This window comes from Chitinophaga sp., from assembly GCF_039596135.1.
GTDB lineage: Bacteria > Bacteroidota > Bacteroidia > Chitinophagales > Chitinophagaceae > Chitinophaga.
This window is the reverse complement of the sequence record NZ_JBCNKH010000074.1, coordinates 14,722-30,922: the sequence shown is the minus strand read 5'-3', so window position 1 is coordinate 30,922 and position 16,201 is coordinate 14,722. Positions and strand designations below refer to the sequence as shown.

The following is a 16,201-nucleotide window of genomic DNA, read 5'->3' as shown; positions in this document are numbered from 1 at the left end:
TGCCGGATATGTGCACGACTTTTACACTCGAAGAAGTAATTGCTGTTTTAAGTGCATCATAGGTACTTACAACTGTGGGAGTGGCGGTTCCACCACCTGTTACGCCGCCGTTTTGGCTGGCCCAGCCGACCAGGCTACATTGAGCGTAAGTAAATAAACTGAAAAAGCAGCATAAGGCAGTTAAAGCCAATCTGAAATACCGGGTTGGTCATAGGAGGTTGTTTTTACAGATAATGGTTATAAATAGAGCAGACAACAGTAAATTTTAAGTGATAGTCCTGAATGGGTAACGTGTAAACCAGATATGGTTGGTCGGGAATTTCAGCGCTGCGAAAGTATATATTTTTATTGAAATATCATTTTAAAACTGTCATTATCTGCGATTATCAGGAGGTGGCCTTAGAGTTAAAGAAATATATCCTGACGAAAAAGAGATGCATCATCTTTTTGATAATCAGTCCCTTTTTGCAGCTGATCTAATGGTGATCAGTGATTTTTTGGTAATAACTATATATTTGTCTTATAATATTGGTCTAATTGCCATTCACTGCATATATCCCATTTCTATGAAACAAGTTTTCTTTTTGTTTTCAATTTCCCTGTTTGCATTTTGTCATAGTAACAATGTAACCAGTCATAAACCAGATACAGTTGCAGCCCCCATCGCATCAGATACAACTGCAGATACCGGTTGGGTGCATCAGCCAGGCATTCATGTTGATAGCACTTATTTTGAAATAAACAAACAGTTTCCATGGTTGGGTGATACCATTCGCAGTTATATTAAACTATCGACAAATGAAATGACGAAGCTCTTCATTAAAGATAGCTCTATTGTATTTATGTATGACGGGTACGAAGTAACAGATACCGGTGGCTATGTAAGCATACGATTAGGTGCTGACACCTTTAACGGAGAGGGTACAGTATTCACAACTTCTGAAGTGCTATCTGTCGATATCCCGGGTCGGGAAATATATGTGTATGATTTTGCTGCTGATTCCAGCTATTTATGGGTCAGACCACAGTAGAAAAAATTGCAAGGCCTTCAATATGCAGCTAAACGATATCTGAAAGAGAGATTCACATAATAACCTCCCTGCCCCGACTAAAAAGAAACCCCGCGCAAAGCGCGAGGCTCCAAATTATTCAGGACTACAGCAGAGATTTTTCAAACCTCTTTGAAGAAAATCATGGATCGTATTATGAAAAGACAAATGATCGCCACACCTTACCAGATCCTGATCCGTTTATCTTCTTCCAGGTACATCCTTTCTCCAGGTTGTACATTAAAAGCTGAGTAAAAAGCCGGGGTGTTCATCAGTGGGCCATTTACACGCCATATGGGCGGAGAATGGGGATCGTTATTGACCCAATAGCGCAGGTACTCATCTTTCATTTTCACCCGCCAGATCCTGGCTATTGAAATAAAAAATCGCTGATCGGGTGTAAAACCGTCGATCCTCGTTGTATCCTTACCTTGTTGGGTCATTTTAAAAGCATCGTATGCTACGGCAATCCCGCTGAGATCCGCTGTGTTTTCTCCTACTGTAAGGGCACCTTTTACATGAATGGTATCCAGTACGGTGAATTTGCTGTACAGATCAATGACCTGTTGTGTCCTGGCCTTAAACTTCTCATAGTCTTCAGATGTCCACCAGCTTTTTACGTTACCGTCTTTATCAAACTGGGCTCCCTGGTCGTCAAACGTATGTGTCATTTCATGCCCGATCACCATGCCAATACCTCCATAATTAAGCGCATCATCTGCATTATTGTCAAAATAAGGGGGCTGCAGAATTCCGGCGGGGAATACAATTTCGTTGGCGTAAGGATTATTATAAGCAGTAACTGTGGAAGGAGTAGTGAACCACTCGGTCTTATCTACAGGCTTCCCCAGTTTGGCCAGGTTATATTGAAAGTTGTTCGCCGCCGCCGATACCACGTTTTCAAAATATTTATTCCTTACAACGGTTACATTGTTGTATTCACGCCACTTATCAGGGTATCCGATCTTTTTGGTAATGGCAAATAATTTCTCCCTGGCTTTTTGTCTGGTGCTGTCACTCATCCAGTCCAGCTGGTCCAGCCTATTGGAGAACGCCTGCTGCAGGTTATTCACAAGCTCCAGCATTCGCTTTTTGGCCGACTCCGGGAAATATAGCTTCGTATATAATTGTCCCAATGCCTGGCCAAGATAGGTATCTACCATGCCTGACATGACCTCGCCGCGTGTTTTTTGCATGGCCTGTCCTGTAAGGGCTTTATTATATTCAAAGGATGAATTTACAAAGGGTTTGCTGAGGTAATCTGCATAATTGCTAATATAATTTGCCTTCAGGTATATTTTCCAATCTTCGAGCGGGATCGATTTGAGGAGGCTGTTCAATTTATCGTAATAACCTGGTTGGGCTATATCCAGCGAATCCATGGTAGCACCCAGATGTTGGAAGAAAGTCGTCCAACCTATATTGGGTTGTTGCTTATTTAAATCGGCCAGCGCTACTTTATGGAAATTGCCTTTTATGTCCCGCAGCTCAATATTGGTTTTATGGGACGCCGCCAGTTGCTTTTGGATATTGTAAACAAGCAATGCATTTTTCTGCGCTAACGCAGAATCGCTTCCAGTCAACGTAAAAAGATCTGCGAGATATTTTTTATATGCCTGCTGAATAGCAATGGTGGCGGTGTCTGTCTTGAAGTAATAATCCCTGTCAGGCATACCGATACCAGTTTGATAAATATGCCCCATATTCATACTGCTGTTATCCTGATCGGGTGAGACCTGAAAATCAATAAGGGAAGAATTTGACAATTTGGTTGCTGACACGATGAATGTAAGCATGTCTGGAATACTGGTGATGGCATTGATCTGGCTCAACCCGGTTTTGAGTGGTTCAAAGCCACGCTGATTGATGATATTGGTATCCATTCCGGCAGCATAGAAATCACCAATTTTTTGTTCAAGGCTGCCAGGGGGATTATCACTTTTTGATACACTATCAAGGATACCCTGTAACCTGAGTCGCTGCTGATAGTTCATAAATCGGTATGCTCCTACCCCCGACTGGCTGGGTGGTATTTGTGCGGTATCATACCATTTTAAATTTACATAATTATAAAAATTATCGCCCGGCCGGATGGTTGAGTCGATCCCTTCAATAGCAATAAAGGATTTTTCGTGAGTGTTTGGTTGGCAGGCAATAAAAGGAACTAAGAAAACGGATAGTAATAACCAGTTTTTCATATAGTTTAGATTTTTGGCGAAATGGTGCTGAATGATCGATAAAGATATTGTTTCTATCTGATACTTTGCCAATCATCATACCTGAAGATGCCGGAATATTTATGAAAGGTAAAACCGGCAACTTTTTTGGCCGACCGCAGGCTACAATCTCCCAATTTTGTAATATCTTGTCCTCTAATAATTATTTATCCTTATGCAATACCAACCGGGATTACATCTGTTATCCACAGTGTACTCCCCGAGAATAGACTTATTACAGCAAAGCATCTACTGGAAAACATTCATTCAGGGACAAATAGACCACCATCAGCTAACCGCAGTGGGACAAACTATACATGATTTTCCTGATGGAGGATTCACCGCCGTACACTGTTTAACAGAATCACATGTCTCTATACACACCTGGCCCGAATACGGCCTGTGTACCTGCGATGTATTCCTATCCAACTTCAGGAGGAACAATGACGCGATCACAGAAACGATCATGGAGGAGATCCTGCATTTCTTCGAAGCCTCCCGTCATGAATCCCATTCCCTGAGAAGATAACATTCACTCCATGAGCACTTTTAAATGCCCCTCTTGTGGCACAACCCAGGTAATATTTGAGCCCGCAAAAACAGAAGTATTCGTTTGCCGTGATTGTTATGCCATATTGCATCGCGAATCTCTTGCACCATTAGCTTTCAGACAAACCGGCAAGCTAAAAGAGCCCTTATTCCAACAACTGATCCCCCTGGGTGCCACCGGTATGATCAACGGCAAAGAATACACAGTCATCACCTACGCCGAGCGTATGGAAACAGGCGCTGAAAAATACTGCTGGATAGAATATACCCTCCGCAGGAATGAAGATAATGAAAACGTGTTCCTCTCTACTTATAATGGCCACTGGCTGTTGCTCTCCCCCCTGGAAAACAATGGGCTGATTTATGAGCCACCTCACAGGAGCAGGGCAACTATAGATATCGATAATATCACCTTAAAGCACTTTCACCGTTATAAAGCTATTTACCATGCGGTAAAAGGAGAGTTCCATTTTGACATCAACTTCTCCATGGGCATCGACTGTGTCGAATATATAGCCCCGCCGCTAATGCTGGCAGTAGAATATACCTCTAAAACTGAGATTGATCTCTTTTTTGGAGAGTATATCCGCCCAAAACAGGTTAGCAAGGCATTCCTCAATGGTAGCCCAATGCCCCGCCGTACAGGAGTAGCTGCAGCCCAGCCATTCTTTATCAATGTTGACTGGAACCGATTCTTAGTCGGCACCATCATTTTTTGCGCACTGGCATTCGCTATCCAGTATATTTATAATCTTAACACAAACCGGAGGGTAGTATCCTCCATGTCACTGTATATAGACAGTGCGGCCATGAACCATCCCAGGTTGAGCGAAAGTTTTACGGTTTATAAACCCGCCAACATGGAACTTACCATCAGCAGTGATGTGGATAACAACTGGTGTGCAGCAGATATCGACCTGGTCAATGAAAGAACCGGCAAAGAAGTTAGTGTGGCACTGGAATCATCTTACTATCACGGATATTCTGATGGAGAAAGCTGGGTGGAAGGTGATAAAACATCCTCCGCCTTTGTCTGTAGCATACCTTCGGGTACTTATCACCTGGTGGTCACTCCTTATAAAGACAGTAGTGGTCCTCCTGTATATGCTTCCATGGAAGCTATTTGGGACGTATATACCATATGGAATCCGTTCATCCTTACCTTATCCATGCTGGCTATCTGGGGAATTATGAAATATTGGAATTACACTTTTGAAAAAAAACGTTGGGAATAATATCATGGAAGAAAAGAGCAAACCAGTTAATATAATACGCAGGATCTGGATAAATGATAAATTCACTATAGGCGTGGCTTCCATCCTGCTTGTGATACTATTGATCGTGAATCATTACGGCTATCGTATCTGCAATTGTGCCAGTACAGAAAAATTTGTACCTGGTCAAAATGGACAAAATGGCCATTCCGGCGTTCACTCTTTCTATCACAAATAATAGCGGGTATGTTCAAAATAAATAGGCCGCTGGAATTTCTGTTGCTACTATCCGTATTCGTAATAGCCACCTGTGGCCTCATCTACGAGCTGGTGGCGGGTACACTCGCCAGTTATTTACTGGGCGACTCCGTCACCCAGTTTTCCACTATCATCGGTTGCTACCTGTTCTCTATGGGGATAGGCGCTTACTTGTCCCGTTTCTTTAAAAAAGAATTACTCAGCTGGTTTATTCAGCTGGAGATACTTGTAGGATTGATTGGCGGCATCAGCCCCGCCGTCCTTTTTCTTTTATTCGAAGAAGCCGCCTCTTTCCGCCTGATCTTATATTTGCTGGTAGGTCTTACTGGTATACTGGTAGGTCTGGAGCTTCCTCTACTGATGAGCATTCTCAAGAACAGGTATGAATTCCGTGACCTGGTATCCAGGGTTTTTACCTTCGATTATATCGGTGCACTGCTGGCATCCATCGTCTTCCCGCTGATACTCGTTCCTTATTTAGGATTGATACGTACCGCCTGTTTCTTTGGCGTCTTCAATGTGCTGGTCGCGATCCTCGTCTGTGTGAAATTCAGAACAGAGGTAAAATGGGCAAGGTACCTAAAAATAAAAGCATTAGCAGTGATCCTGGTGCTAGCCGTCATTTTTGCCTGGGCCAATAAGATTATGTCCCTGGCAGAAGGCCTTGCATTCCGTGATCCTGTGATCTTTTCACATTCCTCCCATTATCAGCGTATCGTCATCACCCGTAATAAATATGAATTGAGATTATACCTTAACGGTAATCTTCAGTTCAGCTCTGCCGATGAATACCGTTATCACGAAGCCCTCATACATCCTGCCATGCTATATAGCACACAACATAAGAACGTGCTGATCCTGGGCGGAGGAGATGGTATGGCGGCCCGTGAAATACTAAGGTATGGAGATGTGGAAAACATCACCCTTGTCGATCTGGATGCGAGTATGACGAAGTTATTCAGGGAAAGTCCCCTGCTGTCTGCACTGAATAAACAATCGCTCAGCTCCGCCAGGCTGAAAGTTACCAATGCAGATGCCTTTCAATGGCTCAAAAAAAATAAGAAACAATTCGATATCGTAGTGATCGACTTTCCTGATCCGGGAAACTATGCTGTGGGTAAGCTTTACACCACCGCTTTTTATAGGGAGCTAAAACATTCACTCACCGATAGCAGTGTGGTGGTAGTACAATCTACTTCGCCATTCGTAGCACCCAAAGCCTTTTGGTGTGTGGACAAAACATTACACGATTGCGGCTATCATACCATTCCTTATCATACCTATGTACCATCGTTTGGAGAGTGGGGATATGTCATGGCATCGCCCACATCGCTCACAGATCATCATACAGTCATACCTACCGGCCTACGTTATTTCGCCGCCAGCGTTTTCCCACAGATGTGCCAGTTCACCGCTGATATGGATAAAAGAGACGTGCAGGCTAATCATTTAAACAACCAGATACTGGTACAATATTTTGAAGATGAATGGGGAAAATACCAGGAGTAAAACACTTACACGCAAAGATTTTCTTTGGTATATGGCGCTGATCGCTGGTGCTACAGTTACCGACACCCAGTTTATAGCCTGTAGCCGGAGAGAAGATAAATATGCCCACATAAAAGGTAAAATAAATGGTGCCTCTGCAGCCATAGGACATCAGCTGCGTAATGGTTCCTTTACTACACCGGATCAAACGGAAACCCTCGACACCGTCATTATTGGTAGTGGGATTGCCGGACTTTCAGCGGCATACCATCTGCTGGAAAATAATTACACCGCCTTCAAAGTCCTGGAGCTGGAACCACACCCTGGCGGTAATGCTGCCAATGGAGAAAATGCCTATTCCGCTTATCCATTAGGTGCTCACTACCTGCCCATACCTAACCTGGGCAATCAGCCACTGCTGAACTTCCTGCAGAAAATTGGTATAATCACAGGCTACGATGAGAAACAGATGCCCATCTATCAGGAGCTGGATCTTCGCTATGATCCGGAAGAGCGCTTATTCATCCGCAATCGCTGGCAGGAAGGTCTGGTGCCACAATTTGGTGTGAGCGATACAGCACAGGCAGAATTCCGCCGTTTCTTTGCTACCATGGAAAAGCTGCGCTGGCAAAAGGGAAGTGATAACCTGTACTTATTCGACATCCCGGTAGCCAATAGTTCAAAAGAGCCTGAAACACAGGCACTGGACAATATCTCCATGAAAGCATATTTGAATCAGGAGGGTTATCATACAACAGAAATATACTGGTACCTGGATTATTGTTGCCGTGATGACTATGGGGCTGGTATTGATATAATAAGTGCATGGGCTGGTATCCATTATTTTGCTTCCCGCAAAGGTAAGGCTGCCAATGCAGATACATTCGCAGTGCTCACCTGGCCAGAAGGCAATGGCCACCTGGTAAAAAAACTGTGTGATATTATTGGAAAACGCATCCAGACCAGCAGTCTGGCATATAAAGTAACACCTGCCGGTGATAAAGTATGGGTTGATTACCTCGATGTAAAAACAGCCACCACCAAACGAATCATCGCTAATACCTGTATCATGGCAACACCGCAGTTCGTTGCCCATCGGCTATTACCAGATGGTGATTATAATCATCATTTCAACTATTCTCCCTGGCTGGTGGCCAATATCACCCTCGATCCATTACCTGAGTCAAAAGGCTTTCCATTATGCTGGGACAACGTTTTTTACAAAAGCCGCTCCCTGGGCTATATAAACGCCCAGCATCAGCGTTTAGTTCAGGAAGCGCCAACCAAACAGGTACTGACATATTACCTGCCCCTGGATCATTTGTCACCCGCCGATTCCCGCAGATATGCTTTAAGTTTGCCACACGAACACTGGGTTAAATTGATTACTGATGATATGGAAACAGCTCATCCTGGCATCCATCAGCTAATCAATGAAATTGAAGTATGGATATGGGGCCATGGTATGATCCGTCCTACCGTTGGGTTTATAACAGGTACGGCCATTGCAGCTGCCCGGGAGAGCAAACATAAAAATATCTTTTTTGCCCATTCAGACCTGAGCGGGATCTCTATCTTTGAAGAAGCTTTTTACCAGGGCTGTAAAGCCGCAGCTGCTGTATTAGCCCCTTCAATATAAAAGGATGTTTTTGACCACAAAATTGCGAGCTGGTTTAAACAGTTCCTTCGTCAGAATTTAATGGTAAGTTTCAGTGAAACAAGTTTATCATCTTTATAATACTCAAAAAACCATTCACTGTTTTTTCTAAACACAATACCTTTTTCCGTACCATTATCTGCAATAAAAACTTCCGGTTGTGAAGTTTTCAGTAATGTCATTACCTTTTTGGGAGAAGTATCAATCAGTTGATAGCCATTGGCGTTAGCCTGTGCATATAAGACGTCCTTATTGTCAGCCATCGCTGCAGGAGTGGCGGCAGGTAGCACAGATGCAGTGGTGGCTGTGGTTTGTATAACCGGGGCAGTCCTGGTGCTGTCATATTTATAATGTGCAGCCTGCAGTGATACAAAGGCTCTTCTCAAGGCATCTGTATACACCAGGTCCCAATCTTTCTCCCTGCTAACCCCTTCCCCGCCTTTATATATAATATCGCCCTGGCAGTCTTTTAACACCAGGATTAAAGCAGTGGCTAAGAACTTTTTCTTCTCTATAAGGTCTACTTTTAAGGCATTACATTTGTTGCTGGCAAGATCATCCGGTAATGGCTCATTCGTCATGAAGCTCTTAAATCCTACACTATCCAGCAAAGTCTTTGTAAGCGTGTTGATCCCATACTGATCTTCCCGTTTAAAGATATCAAATCGTTCCGGTACCAAAACGTACTTGTAATTATTGATCGTTTGTTGTGAACGGGCTATAAGGGAAAGCCCCATTGCTAACATCAAGGCCACTACTTTCATATAAATGGATTATTAACTTATAGTGACGAAGATAAGGAAAACAACTGTAAGGTGATCGGGCCAGGGAAATCCAGATCCCTGCGTTATAAATTTTAGCATCAATTCTTATCTTTTGAGGCCGCGATATCGATCACAAAGCGATATTTGACATCATTCCTTTCCAGTCGTTCAAAGGCTTCATTGATCTCATTAACCTTTATCAGCTCAATATCAGCAGTAATATTGTGCTGCGCACAAAAGTCAATTACTTCCTGTGTCTCCGCGATGCCACCAATATTGGAGCCAGAGAAGCTTTTCCGCCCGCTCACGACATTAAATGCGCCGATCTCCAAAGGTTCATTAGGCAGGCCAACCAACACCAGGCTACCATCCACATGCAAAGCATTGAGGTAGGTGTTTACATCGTGCCTGGCAGAAACTGTATCCAGGATCATATCGAACCCTGACTGTACTTTCATCTGCTCTGCGTCTGTAGACAACACGGCTTCGTCTGCGCCCAGGGCTTTAGCATCCCCTATCTTGGAGGGTGAAGTGGTAAACACCACCACATACGCTCCCATAGCTTTTGCGATTTTGATAGCCATATGCCCAAGACCTCCGATACCGATAATACCTACTTTTTTCCCCGGACCTGCTTTCCAGTGCTTAAGCGGAGAATAAACCGTGATGCCGGCGCATAGGATAGGCGCAGAAGCAGCCAGGTCAATATTCTCCGGCATTTTGAGTACATAATCTGCCTTGGCTACAATTTTCTCTGAAAAACCACCGTAGGTCATTCCTCCGGAAATTTTATCAGGGGAATTAAATACCACTGTCCAGCCGTTCTCACAAAATTGCTCCTCACCCTGATGACACTGGTGACAGTGACCGCAACTGTCCACTATACAGCCGATTGCTGCCAGGTCACCGACCTTAAACCTTGTAACCTCGTTGCCCACCTGCGTAATGCGGCCAACAATTTCGTGCCCCGGAACGACGGGATAAGAGGTAGCTCCCCAATCGTTTTTGATTGCATGCAGATCAGAGTGGCAGATGCCACAATAAAGAATGTCGATCTCTACGTCGGTAGACAGTAATGTTCTGCGCCGGATCTCCATATCATGAATCGGTGCATCTGCCGCTTCTGTACCGTATGCTTTTACTGTTGTTGTTTCCATTGTTTACTGTTGTGAATATTCGATTTCAGTTTTTCCTAGCGCAAAGTTCGTTGACATATACCTTCGCTGTTTACGAAAATCAAACCAATGGTTAAGAATTTCAAACATGCAGGGGAGCACCGGTTAGTTTGTCTTCTTCATTAGGGGCAACTTCTGTAGGCGCTGGGTTAGCTAATGCCATTACTTACTCCAACCGACTGAAGCGTGCCATATTTGTCCGACCAGCAAATTCAATCTTAAAACAATAAAGCCTTCAGATTTTCCATCTGAAGGCCTGCTTTTATGGAGTTACATCATTCTGCATAATCCAAAAGGTCTCCCGGCTTACAATCCAATACCCTGCACAGCGCTTCAAGCGTTTCAAGTCTTATCGCTTTTGCCTTACCTGTTTTTAGAATGGAAAGGTTTGACATTGTAATGCCTACTTTTTCACTTAGCTCAGTCAGAGACATTTTGCGCCGGGCCAGCATTACGTCTAAGTTTATTATGATTGGCATAATTATACAGTTAAGTTGTTCTCTGTTTGCAATTCCACTCCTCGTTGATAAATTACCACTATTATCCAGGTAATTGCACCAATGATAAATCCACTACCGATCTCCGATTCCAGTTTGAATCCAAGAGTTGGTATCTGTTGCTGCAGATATTGATTGAAGATGATATAATTTATCACTTTTATAAAGTCAGCCGTTACAAATACAGCCGCCACATATTTTAACAGTCGGACGATCTTTCCGGTAAATGGCGCCTGCAGCTGAATTTCCTTAAGGATCTTCCTGAACGTCCAGAGGGTAAAAATGCCCAATAGCAGGTGAATGAGAGTAATGAACATTGTATAATATCCAAATGGGGTAGATGGATCGATCTGTACATAGTATTCATTTTGCAGTAACTGATAACGAAGCTGTTTGCTATCTGAATATTTTACTTCAGTCGTGCCTTTGCTTTCACTAAAGGACATGACCTTGTAACTATAGCTTTTGATCGTTGGCGTATTAAATGATTTATTGCCAATTGCATTCATCAATGAGAAGAATAAGAAGACTGCCGTTATGATTAAGAGAAAATAAAAGCCTATTGTGGTCAGCACTTTCAAAGCAGCGATGATATGAGTAGGTTTCATGTGGTTGTAATTTTAAAGCAAAGGAAAAGATAATTTATTATTTCACAAAATAAATTTATCGATTTACAATAAATATTATCTAAGAAATAATAAAAAAGCCTTCAGATTTTTCATCTGAAGGCTTGCTAAATCTTTCGTTTTTTTTAGCTGGTTACGGGGTCAGTTCGCCATCTCCGGAGATCACATTTCTCAGTTCAGGATGCTCTCTCTTCTCGCGGCTTAATACTTTGTATGTGATCACAATACTCAGCAGCATACAAACTGCTCCGATCAGAAAGTGTATACCTGGAAAATAGAACGGGGCTTTATTGGTAGTAAAATAAGCGAACGTACTATTCATTATCAGCGGACCGATAATCGTTGTAAGACTCATCAGACTTGTCAGTGCTCCCTGTAGCTCTCCCTGCTGATTAGACGGTACATGACCTGAAATAACAGCCTGGAGGGAAGGGCCACAGATACCACCGAGACAATAAGGGATGAGAAATGCGAACATCATCCAGCTTTCTGTAGCAAAAGCAAAGAGTATCATGCCTATTGCGTATAAGGTCAGTCCCAGGTAAATGCTCTTTTCATTTCCGATCTTAGGATTGATAACAGGTGTGAGACCGGCCTGTACACCACCTACGAGCACACCTACTACCGCCAGGGAGATACCTACCATCTTCTCGCTCCAGTTAAACCGGTAAATCGTAAAGAAGTTCCAGTTACCCTGTACCGCCTGGGCACCCAGGTAGATAAGGAAGAAGCTGATAGCCAGTCCGCCGATCTCAGGATGATTGGTCAGGAACTTGAGAGAACCGAATGGGTTTGCGCGTTTGATATCAAAAGGACGACGGTTTTCCCTGCTAAGTGATTCCGGCAGGAGGAAGTAACCATAGAGGCAGTTCAGCAGGCAAAGCACAGCTGCTGCATAGAACGGCGCCCTGATACCCCATGTAGCAAGAAAAGCCCCCAGCGCCGGACCAAGTACAAAGCCGAGTCCGAAAGCAGCACCGATCATACCGAAGTTCTTAGCCCTGGTTGTTTCATCCGGACTCACGTCTGCGATATAAGCAGTAGCGGTGGTGAAGCTGGCACCTGTAACACCGGCAATTACACGGCCTACGAACAGCCATCCATAGCCAGGTGCTACCGCCAGGATGATGTAGTCTATCCCAAAGCCTAACAGCGAGAGCAACAGTACAGGTCTGCGACCGTACTTGTCACTGAGGTTACCTACAACCGGGGCAAATAGAAACTGTGTTACCGCAAAAACTGATAGCAACAGTGCACCATAAGTACTGGCCTGGTTGACCGGTATATGTTTCAATTGCGCTATCAGATCTGCCATTACGGGAATGATCAATCCCCAGCCCATAACATCTATCAATAATGTAATAAAAATGAAGCCTATAGCCGACTTGTTAGTGGTTTGCATAATATAGTATTGGTATGCAATATTATGCTTAAAGTTTTAATAAACAGAGTGGTAATAACGCCAATCTAAAGGGGGGATTGCGTATTTGATATCATATATTTATATTTGAATTCAGTATTATGAAATTCCACGGTTATATTGTATTGCTGAATTTACTATTACAGATTACCATTTCTTCATGTTATGGGCAATATTATTTTAAGCATTATCAGGTGGACGATGGGCTCATGCACAATGCAGTAACCGCTGTAATACAAGATAGTACAGGTCTGATATGGGTAGGAACCCGTGGTGGTTTGAACCGTTTTGACGGGTACTCGTTTAAAGCCTACAAAAACAATAATGATAAATTCGGCAGCCTGGGAAATGATGTTATTAATTGTTTAGCCGAGGATAAAAACAGGATGATCTGGATAGCGACCGGCAAAGGCATTTTTAAATATAACCCGTACAAAGAAGTGCTCACTGAGCTGGAAACCGGCCCGAAAGAATATACCAACAATCTTGTAATAGACAATGATAATAACATATGGTTTCTTATCAAGTTTTCCCTGTACAAATACATACAGGCAGAGAACAGGGTCGAGGACTTAAAAACAAAGGCATCCTGTATTGCGCTGGATTCAAATATGAATTTATGGTTAGGAGATGATGATGGTAACATTCATATTTACAAACCAAAAACAAAGCCTGATACCAGGATAAGGATCGTTAATAAAAGTTTGCCTCCAAATGCCCGGTCTATCAGTAAAATATACCCCATCAGTAATAACGAACTACTGATAGGTTGTTTTAAGCAGGGATTAAAAAGCTACAACACTAAAACCGGCATCGTCAAATCCTTATCACTGGATGCTGATAAGAATAAAGACATATTTGTTCGGGACATTGCAGCGGGTGACGATGGGCAATACTGGATCGCTTCCGAATCGGGAATTTACATTTACGACCTGGCCGCCAATAAGAGCATAAGCCTGAGAAAACGACCAGGCGACCCTTATGCGTTGGCAGACAATGCTGTTTATACAGTATGCAGGGATAACCAGGGTGGTATGTGGGCCGGTACTTTTTTTGGCGGGTTAAATTATTATTCAAAGGTTAATGCACGATTTGAAAAATATTATCCGCTACCGGGTGCTAACTCTATTTCAGGAAATGCGGTAAGAGAGATATGTTCTGATAGCAACGGCCACTTATGGGTTGGTACTGAAGATGCAGGTATTAACAAATTGGATTTAAAAACAGGAATATTTACAAACTATACAGCTACAGGCAAAAAAGGAAGCATCTCTTACTCCAATATACATGGTCTGCTTTCCTGGGGGAACGAGTTATTTATCGGCCCCTTTTTACAGGGTATGGAAGTAATGGATGTACGTACAGGTTTGGTTACAGACAGGTTTAAACTCATTGGTGACAGGAAAGGCCCGGTAAGTGATTTTGTAATTTCAATCTACCGGACACGAAACAATAAACTGCTGGTGGGTACTGCATATCGTAATGCCGGGCTATTTGAGTATGATACACAACACAAAACATTTAAGCGTATCAGTCAGATACCATACAACACTTATATTTATGATATATTTGAAGACTCAGCCGGCAATATCTGGACAGGCAGTGTAAAGGAAGGCGCATTTTATTATAATCCTAAAACCGGCCAGCGCGGGAATTTACATTTCGGGGATACCACCAGGGGAAAGACCATTAACGAATTTCCTGTGTATAATATTTTTGAAGACAGCCAACATGCTTTATGGTTTGCCACGACCGGCTGTGGGCTTATAAAACTAAGCCATGACCGGAAAACCATCAAAAGATATACAACCGCAAATGGGCTACCCAGCAACGTATTGTACAGCATCCTGGAAGACAATTCAAAACATTTGTGGATCAGCTCGTCCAAAGGCCTTATTTGCTTTGACCTGCATACAGAACAGGTAAAAGTGTACACAAAAGCCAACGGATTGATAACGGACCAATTCAACTACAACTCAGCATATAAACATACCGATGGTAAAATGTACTTCGGCTCCGTTAAGGGAATGATTGCTTTTGACCCGGTTCTATTTAACCAAAGAGAGCCCAGCCCACCTACCTATATTACAGGTTTCCAGGTTAATAATACAGAAACGGTACCCGATGGGCATAACAGCCCCCTTTCTAAATCTATTTTATACACCGACACGATTATATTGAAATATGATCAAAACAATTTTAGTATTGAATTTGCCGCGTTGAACTTTTCGTCACCTGAAGCAACGCGGTACAAATATCTGATGAAGGGCATTGATCAACCCTGGACCTATCTCAATACTAATCGCAAAGCCTATTTTACTGATCTTACCCACGGCACCTATGAGTTTATTGTTCACGCTGAAAGCAACACAGGAAGCTGGACAGGCAGGGAACGGCGGCTGTTCATCAAAATTCTGCCACCTTTTTGGAAAAGCAACTTCGCTTATATGCTATACCTGTTGCTCTTAGGCACTATTATATTCATCATAGACCGTTTATATCGTCAATACCTTGAGCGTAAAAATTTGCGAAAGCTACAGTTGTTTGAACACGAAAAGGAAAAAGAAATTTATCAGGCCAAAATTGAATTCTTCACCAATATTACACATGAAATACAAACCCCACTTACGCTTATAGCGGGGCCTATAGAATGGTTGAGCAAGAAATTTGACAAAGATCCTGATGTTAAGAAAAGCCTCGCAATAGCGGAAAGAAACACCCGGCGCCTGACAGAACTGGCCAGCCAACTACTCGACTTTAGAAAAACTGAAGCAAACCAGTTCAGCCTGAATTTTGTCAAAACAGATATTATTGGGCTGATAACCGATCTGGTAACGGGCTTTAAAGAACAGGCTGCCGGCAAAAATATTGATCTGGATATAGTCTTACCAGAAAAACACTTTATGGCCTTTGTAGACAGAGAGGCGCTCATTAAAATTTGTACCAACATAGTGTCAAACGCTGTTAAATACGCCGCTACCAGGGCTACGGTTAATATAAACACTGTAAACGATTCCGATGAATATTTTACGATTCGCTTTTACAACGATGGCAAAGGCATACCAGGAGAGTTTAAAGATCAGATATTTGAACCCTTTGTAAGGACACGTGGAAATGACCGGCCGGGAACCGGAATTGGACTATCGCTGGCCAAATCGCTCACAGAATTGCACAACGGATCGCTGCGACTAATTTCCGGCGAAGCTGATTTAGTTATATTTGAACTGCAACTGCCCATACATCAAAAATTTGAATTTCAGTTAAGCAGTTGGAAAAAGATAAAATAGT

13 protein-coding genes and 1 pseudogene are annotated in these 16,201 nt (G+C 42.9%); 7 read left to right on the top strand and 7 right to left on the bottom strand.

The window, feature by feature from the left end; translation table 11 throughout:
- Window positions 1-190 (bottom strand): annotated as a pseudogene (locus ABDW16_RS26655) (hypothetical protein); the annotation flags it as partial.
- A gap of 376 nt (window positions 191-566) precedes the next feature.
- On the opposite strand from ABDW16_RS26655, the gene ABDW16_RS26650 reads away from it, so the two are divergent.
- Window positions 567-1,031, top strand: coding sequence for a hypothetical protein (locus ABDW16_RS26650; protein WP_343674043.1), 465 nt, complete (start codon window positions 567-569; stop codon window positions 1,029-1,031).
- A 200-nt stretch (window positions 1,032-1,231) separates the two neighbouring features.
- On the opposite strand, the gene ABDW16_RS26645 is transcribed toward ABDW16_RS26650, so the two are convergent.
- Window positions 1,232-3,247, bottom strand: a complete 2,016-nt coding sequence (locus ABDW16_RS26645; RefSeq protein WP_343674041.1) for a M13 family metallopeptidase — start codon at window positions 3,245-3,247, stop codon at window positions 1,232-1,234.
- Between the two features lie 193 nt (window positions 3,248-3,440).
- Between ABDW16_RS26645 and ABDW16_RS26640 the strand changes: the two genes are divergently transcribed.
- The 5 genes from ABDW16_RS26640 to ABDW16_RS26620 are packed head-to-tail and all read left to right on the top strand — an operon-like array spanning window position 3,441 to window position 8,413.
- Window positions 3,441-3,794 (top strand): S-adenosylmethionine decarboxylase, encoded by a 354-nt coding sequence (locus ABDW16_RS26640; protein ID WP_343674040.1) that lies wholly within the window; start codon window positions 3,441-3,443, stop codon window positions 3,792-3,794.
- Window positions 3,795-3,804: 10 nt separating this feature from the next.
- Entirely contained in the window at window positions 3,805-5,049 is a 1,245-nt protein-coding gene (locus tag ABDW16_RS26635; protein WP_343674039.1) for a DUF4178 domain-containing protein, read from the top strand.
- Entirely contained in the window at window positions 5,027-5,266 is a 240-nt protein-coding gene (locus ABDW16_RS26630; protein ID WP_343674038.1) for a hypothetical protein, read from the top strand. The genes ABDW16_RS26635 and ABDW16_RS26630 overlap by 23 nt, the downstream gene beginning before the upstream one ends.
- Before the next feature lie 8 nt (window positions 5,267-5,274).
- A complete protein-coding gene (locus ABDW16_RS26625; protein ID WP_343674036.1) occupies window positions 5,275-6,795 on the top strand; it encodes a polyamine aminopropyltransferase in 1,521 nt (506 codons plus the stop codon).
- A complete protein-coding gene (locus tag ABDW16_RS26620) occupies window positions 6,770-8,413 on the top strand; it encodes an FAD-dependent oxidoreductase (protein WP_343674034.1) in 1,644 nt (547 codons plus the stop codon). Before ABDW16_RS26625 ends, ABDW16_RS26620 begins: the two co-directional genes overlap by 26 nt.
- 50 nt (window positions 8,414-8,463) lie before the next feature.
- On the opposite strand, the gene ABDW16_RS26615 is transcribed toward ABDW16_RS26620, so the two are convergent.
- The 5 genes from ABDW16_RS26615 to ABDW16_RS26595 all read right to left on the bottom strand — a co-directional run bounded on the left by ABDW16_RS26615 (window position 8,464) and on the right by ABDW16_RS26595 (window position 12,895).
- On the bottom strand, window positions 8,464-9,195 hold the full coding sequence (locus ABDW16_RS26615) for a hypothetical protein (RefSeq protein ID WP_343674032.1): 732 nt from the start codon (window positions 9,193-9,195) through the stop codon (window positions 8,464-8,466).
- 98 nt (window positions 9,196-9,293) lie between these two features.
- Window positions 9,294-10,352 (bottom strand): NAD(P)-dependent alcohol dehydrogenase, encoded by a 1,059-nt coding sequence (locus ABDW16_RS26610; RefSeq protein WP_343674031.1) that lies wholly within the window; start codon window positions 10,350-10,352, stop codon window positions 9,294-9,296.
- Between the two features lie 293 nt (window positions 10,353-10,645).
- The gene (locus ABDW16_RS26605) at window positions 10,646-10,849 is read right to left on the bottom strand and encodes a helix-turn-helix transcriptional regulator (RefSeq protein WP_343674030.1); all 204 of its coding nucleotides are present in this window, start codon (window positions 10,847-10,849) and stop codon (window positions 10,646-10,648) included.
- A 2-nt stretch (window positions 10,850-10,851) separates the two neighbouring features.
- Window positions 10,852-11,475: a DUF2975 domain-containing protein gene (locus ABDW16_RS26600; protein ID WP_343674028.1), complete on the bottom strand. Its 624-nt coding sequence runs from the start codon at window positions 11,473-11,475 to the stop codon at window positions 10,852-10,854.
- A gap of 151 nt (window positions 11,476-11,626) precedes the next feature.
- Window positions 11,627-12,895 (bottom strand): TCR/Tet family MFS transporter, encoded by a 1,269-nt coding sequence (locus ABDW16_RS26595; protein ID WP_343674026.1) that lies wholly within the window; start codon window positions 12,893-12,895, stop codon window positions 11,627-11,629.
- A 119-nt stretch (window positions 12,896-13,014) separates the two neighbouring features.
- Here ABDW16_RS26595 and ABDW16_RS26590 point away from each other — a divergent pair, with 119 nt between their 5' ends.
- Window positions 13,015-16,200: a two-component regulator propeller domain-containing protein gene (locus tag ABDW16_RS26590; protein WP_343674025.1), complete on the top strand. Its 3,186-nt coding sequence runs from the start codon at window positions 13,015-13,017 to the stop codon at window positions 16,198-16,200.
- Window position 16,201: the final 1 nt, after the last annotated feature.

What these genes read in the sequence shown, in the direction of transcription:
- ABDW16_RS26650 (WP_343674043.1), top strand. Translation starts at nt 567, where the DNA reads ATGAAACAAGTTTTCTTTTTGTTTTCAATTTCCCTGTTTGCATTTTGT.
- ABDW16_RS26645 (WP_343674041.1), bottom strand. Translation starts at nt 3,247, where the DNA reads ATGAAAAACTGGTTATTACTATCCGTTTTCTTAGTTCCTTTTATTGCC.
- ABDW16_RS26640 (WP_343674040.1), top strand. Translation starts at nt 3,441, where the DNA reads ATGCAATACCAACCGGGATTACATCTGTTATCCACAGTGTACTCCCCG.
- ABDW16_RS26635 (WP_343674039.1), top strand. Translation starts at nt 3,805, where the DNA reads ATGAGCACTTTTAAATGCCCCTCTTGTGGCACAACCCAGGTAATATTT.
- ABDW16_RS26625 (WP_343674036.1), top strand. Translation starts at nt 5,275, where the DNA reads ATGTTCAAAATAAATAGGCCGCTGGAATTTCTGTTGCTACTATCCGTA.
- ABDW16_RS26620 (WP_343674034.1), top strand. Translation starts at nt 6,770, where the DNA reads ATGAATGGGGAAAATACCAGGAGTAAAACACTTACACGCAAAGATTTT.
- ABDW16_RS26615 (WP_343674032.1), bottom strand. Translation starts at nt 9,195, where the DNA reads ATGAAAGTAGTGGCCTTGATGTTAGCAATGGGGCTTTCCCTTATAGCC.
- ABDW16_RS26610 (WP_343674031.1), bottom strand. Translation starts at nt 10,352, where the DNA reads ATGGAAACAACAACAGTAAAAGCATACGGTACAGAAGCGGCAGATGCA.
- ABDW16_RS26605 (WP_343674030.1), bottom strand. Translation starts at nt 10,849, where the DNA reads ATGCCAATCATAATAAACTTAGACGTAATGCTGGCCCGGCGCAAAATG.
- ABDW16_RS26600 (WP_343674028.1), bottom strand. Translation starts at nt 11,475, where the DNA reads ATGAAACCTACTCATATCATCGCTGCTTTGAAAGTGCTGACCACAATA.
- ABDW16_RS26595 (WP_343674026.1), bottom strand. Translation starts at nt 12,895, where the DNA reads ATGCAAACCACTAACAAGTCGGCTATAGGCTTCATTTTTATTACATTA.
- ABDW16_RS26590 (WP_343674025.1), top strand. Translation starts at nt 13,015, where the DNA reads ATGAAATTCCACGGTTATATTGTATTGCTGAATTTACTATTACAGATT.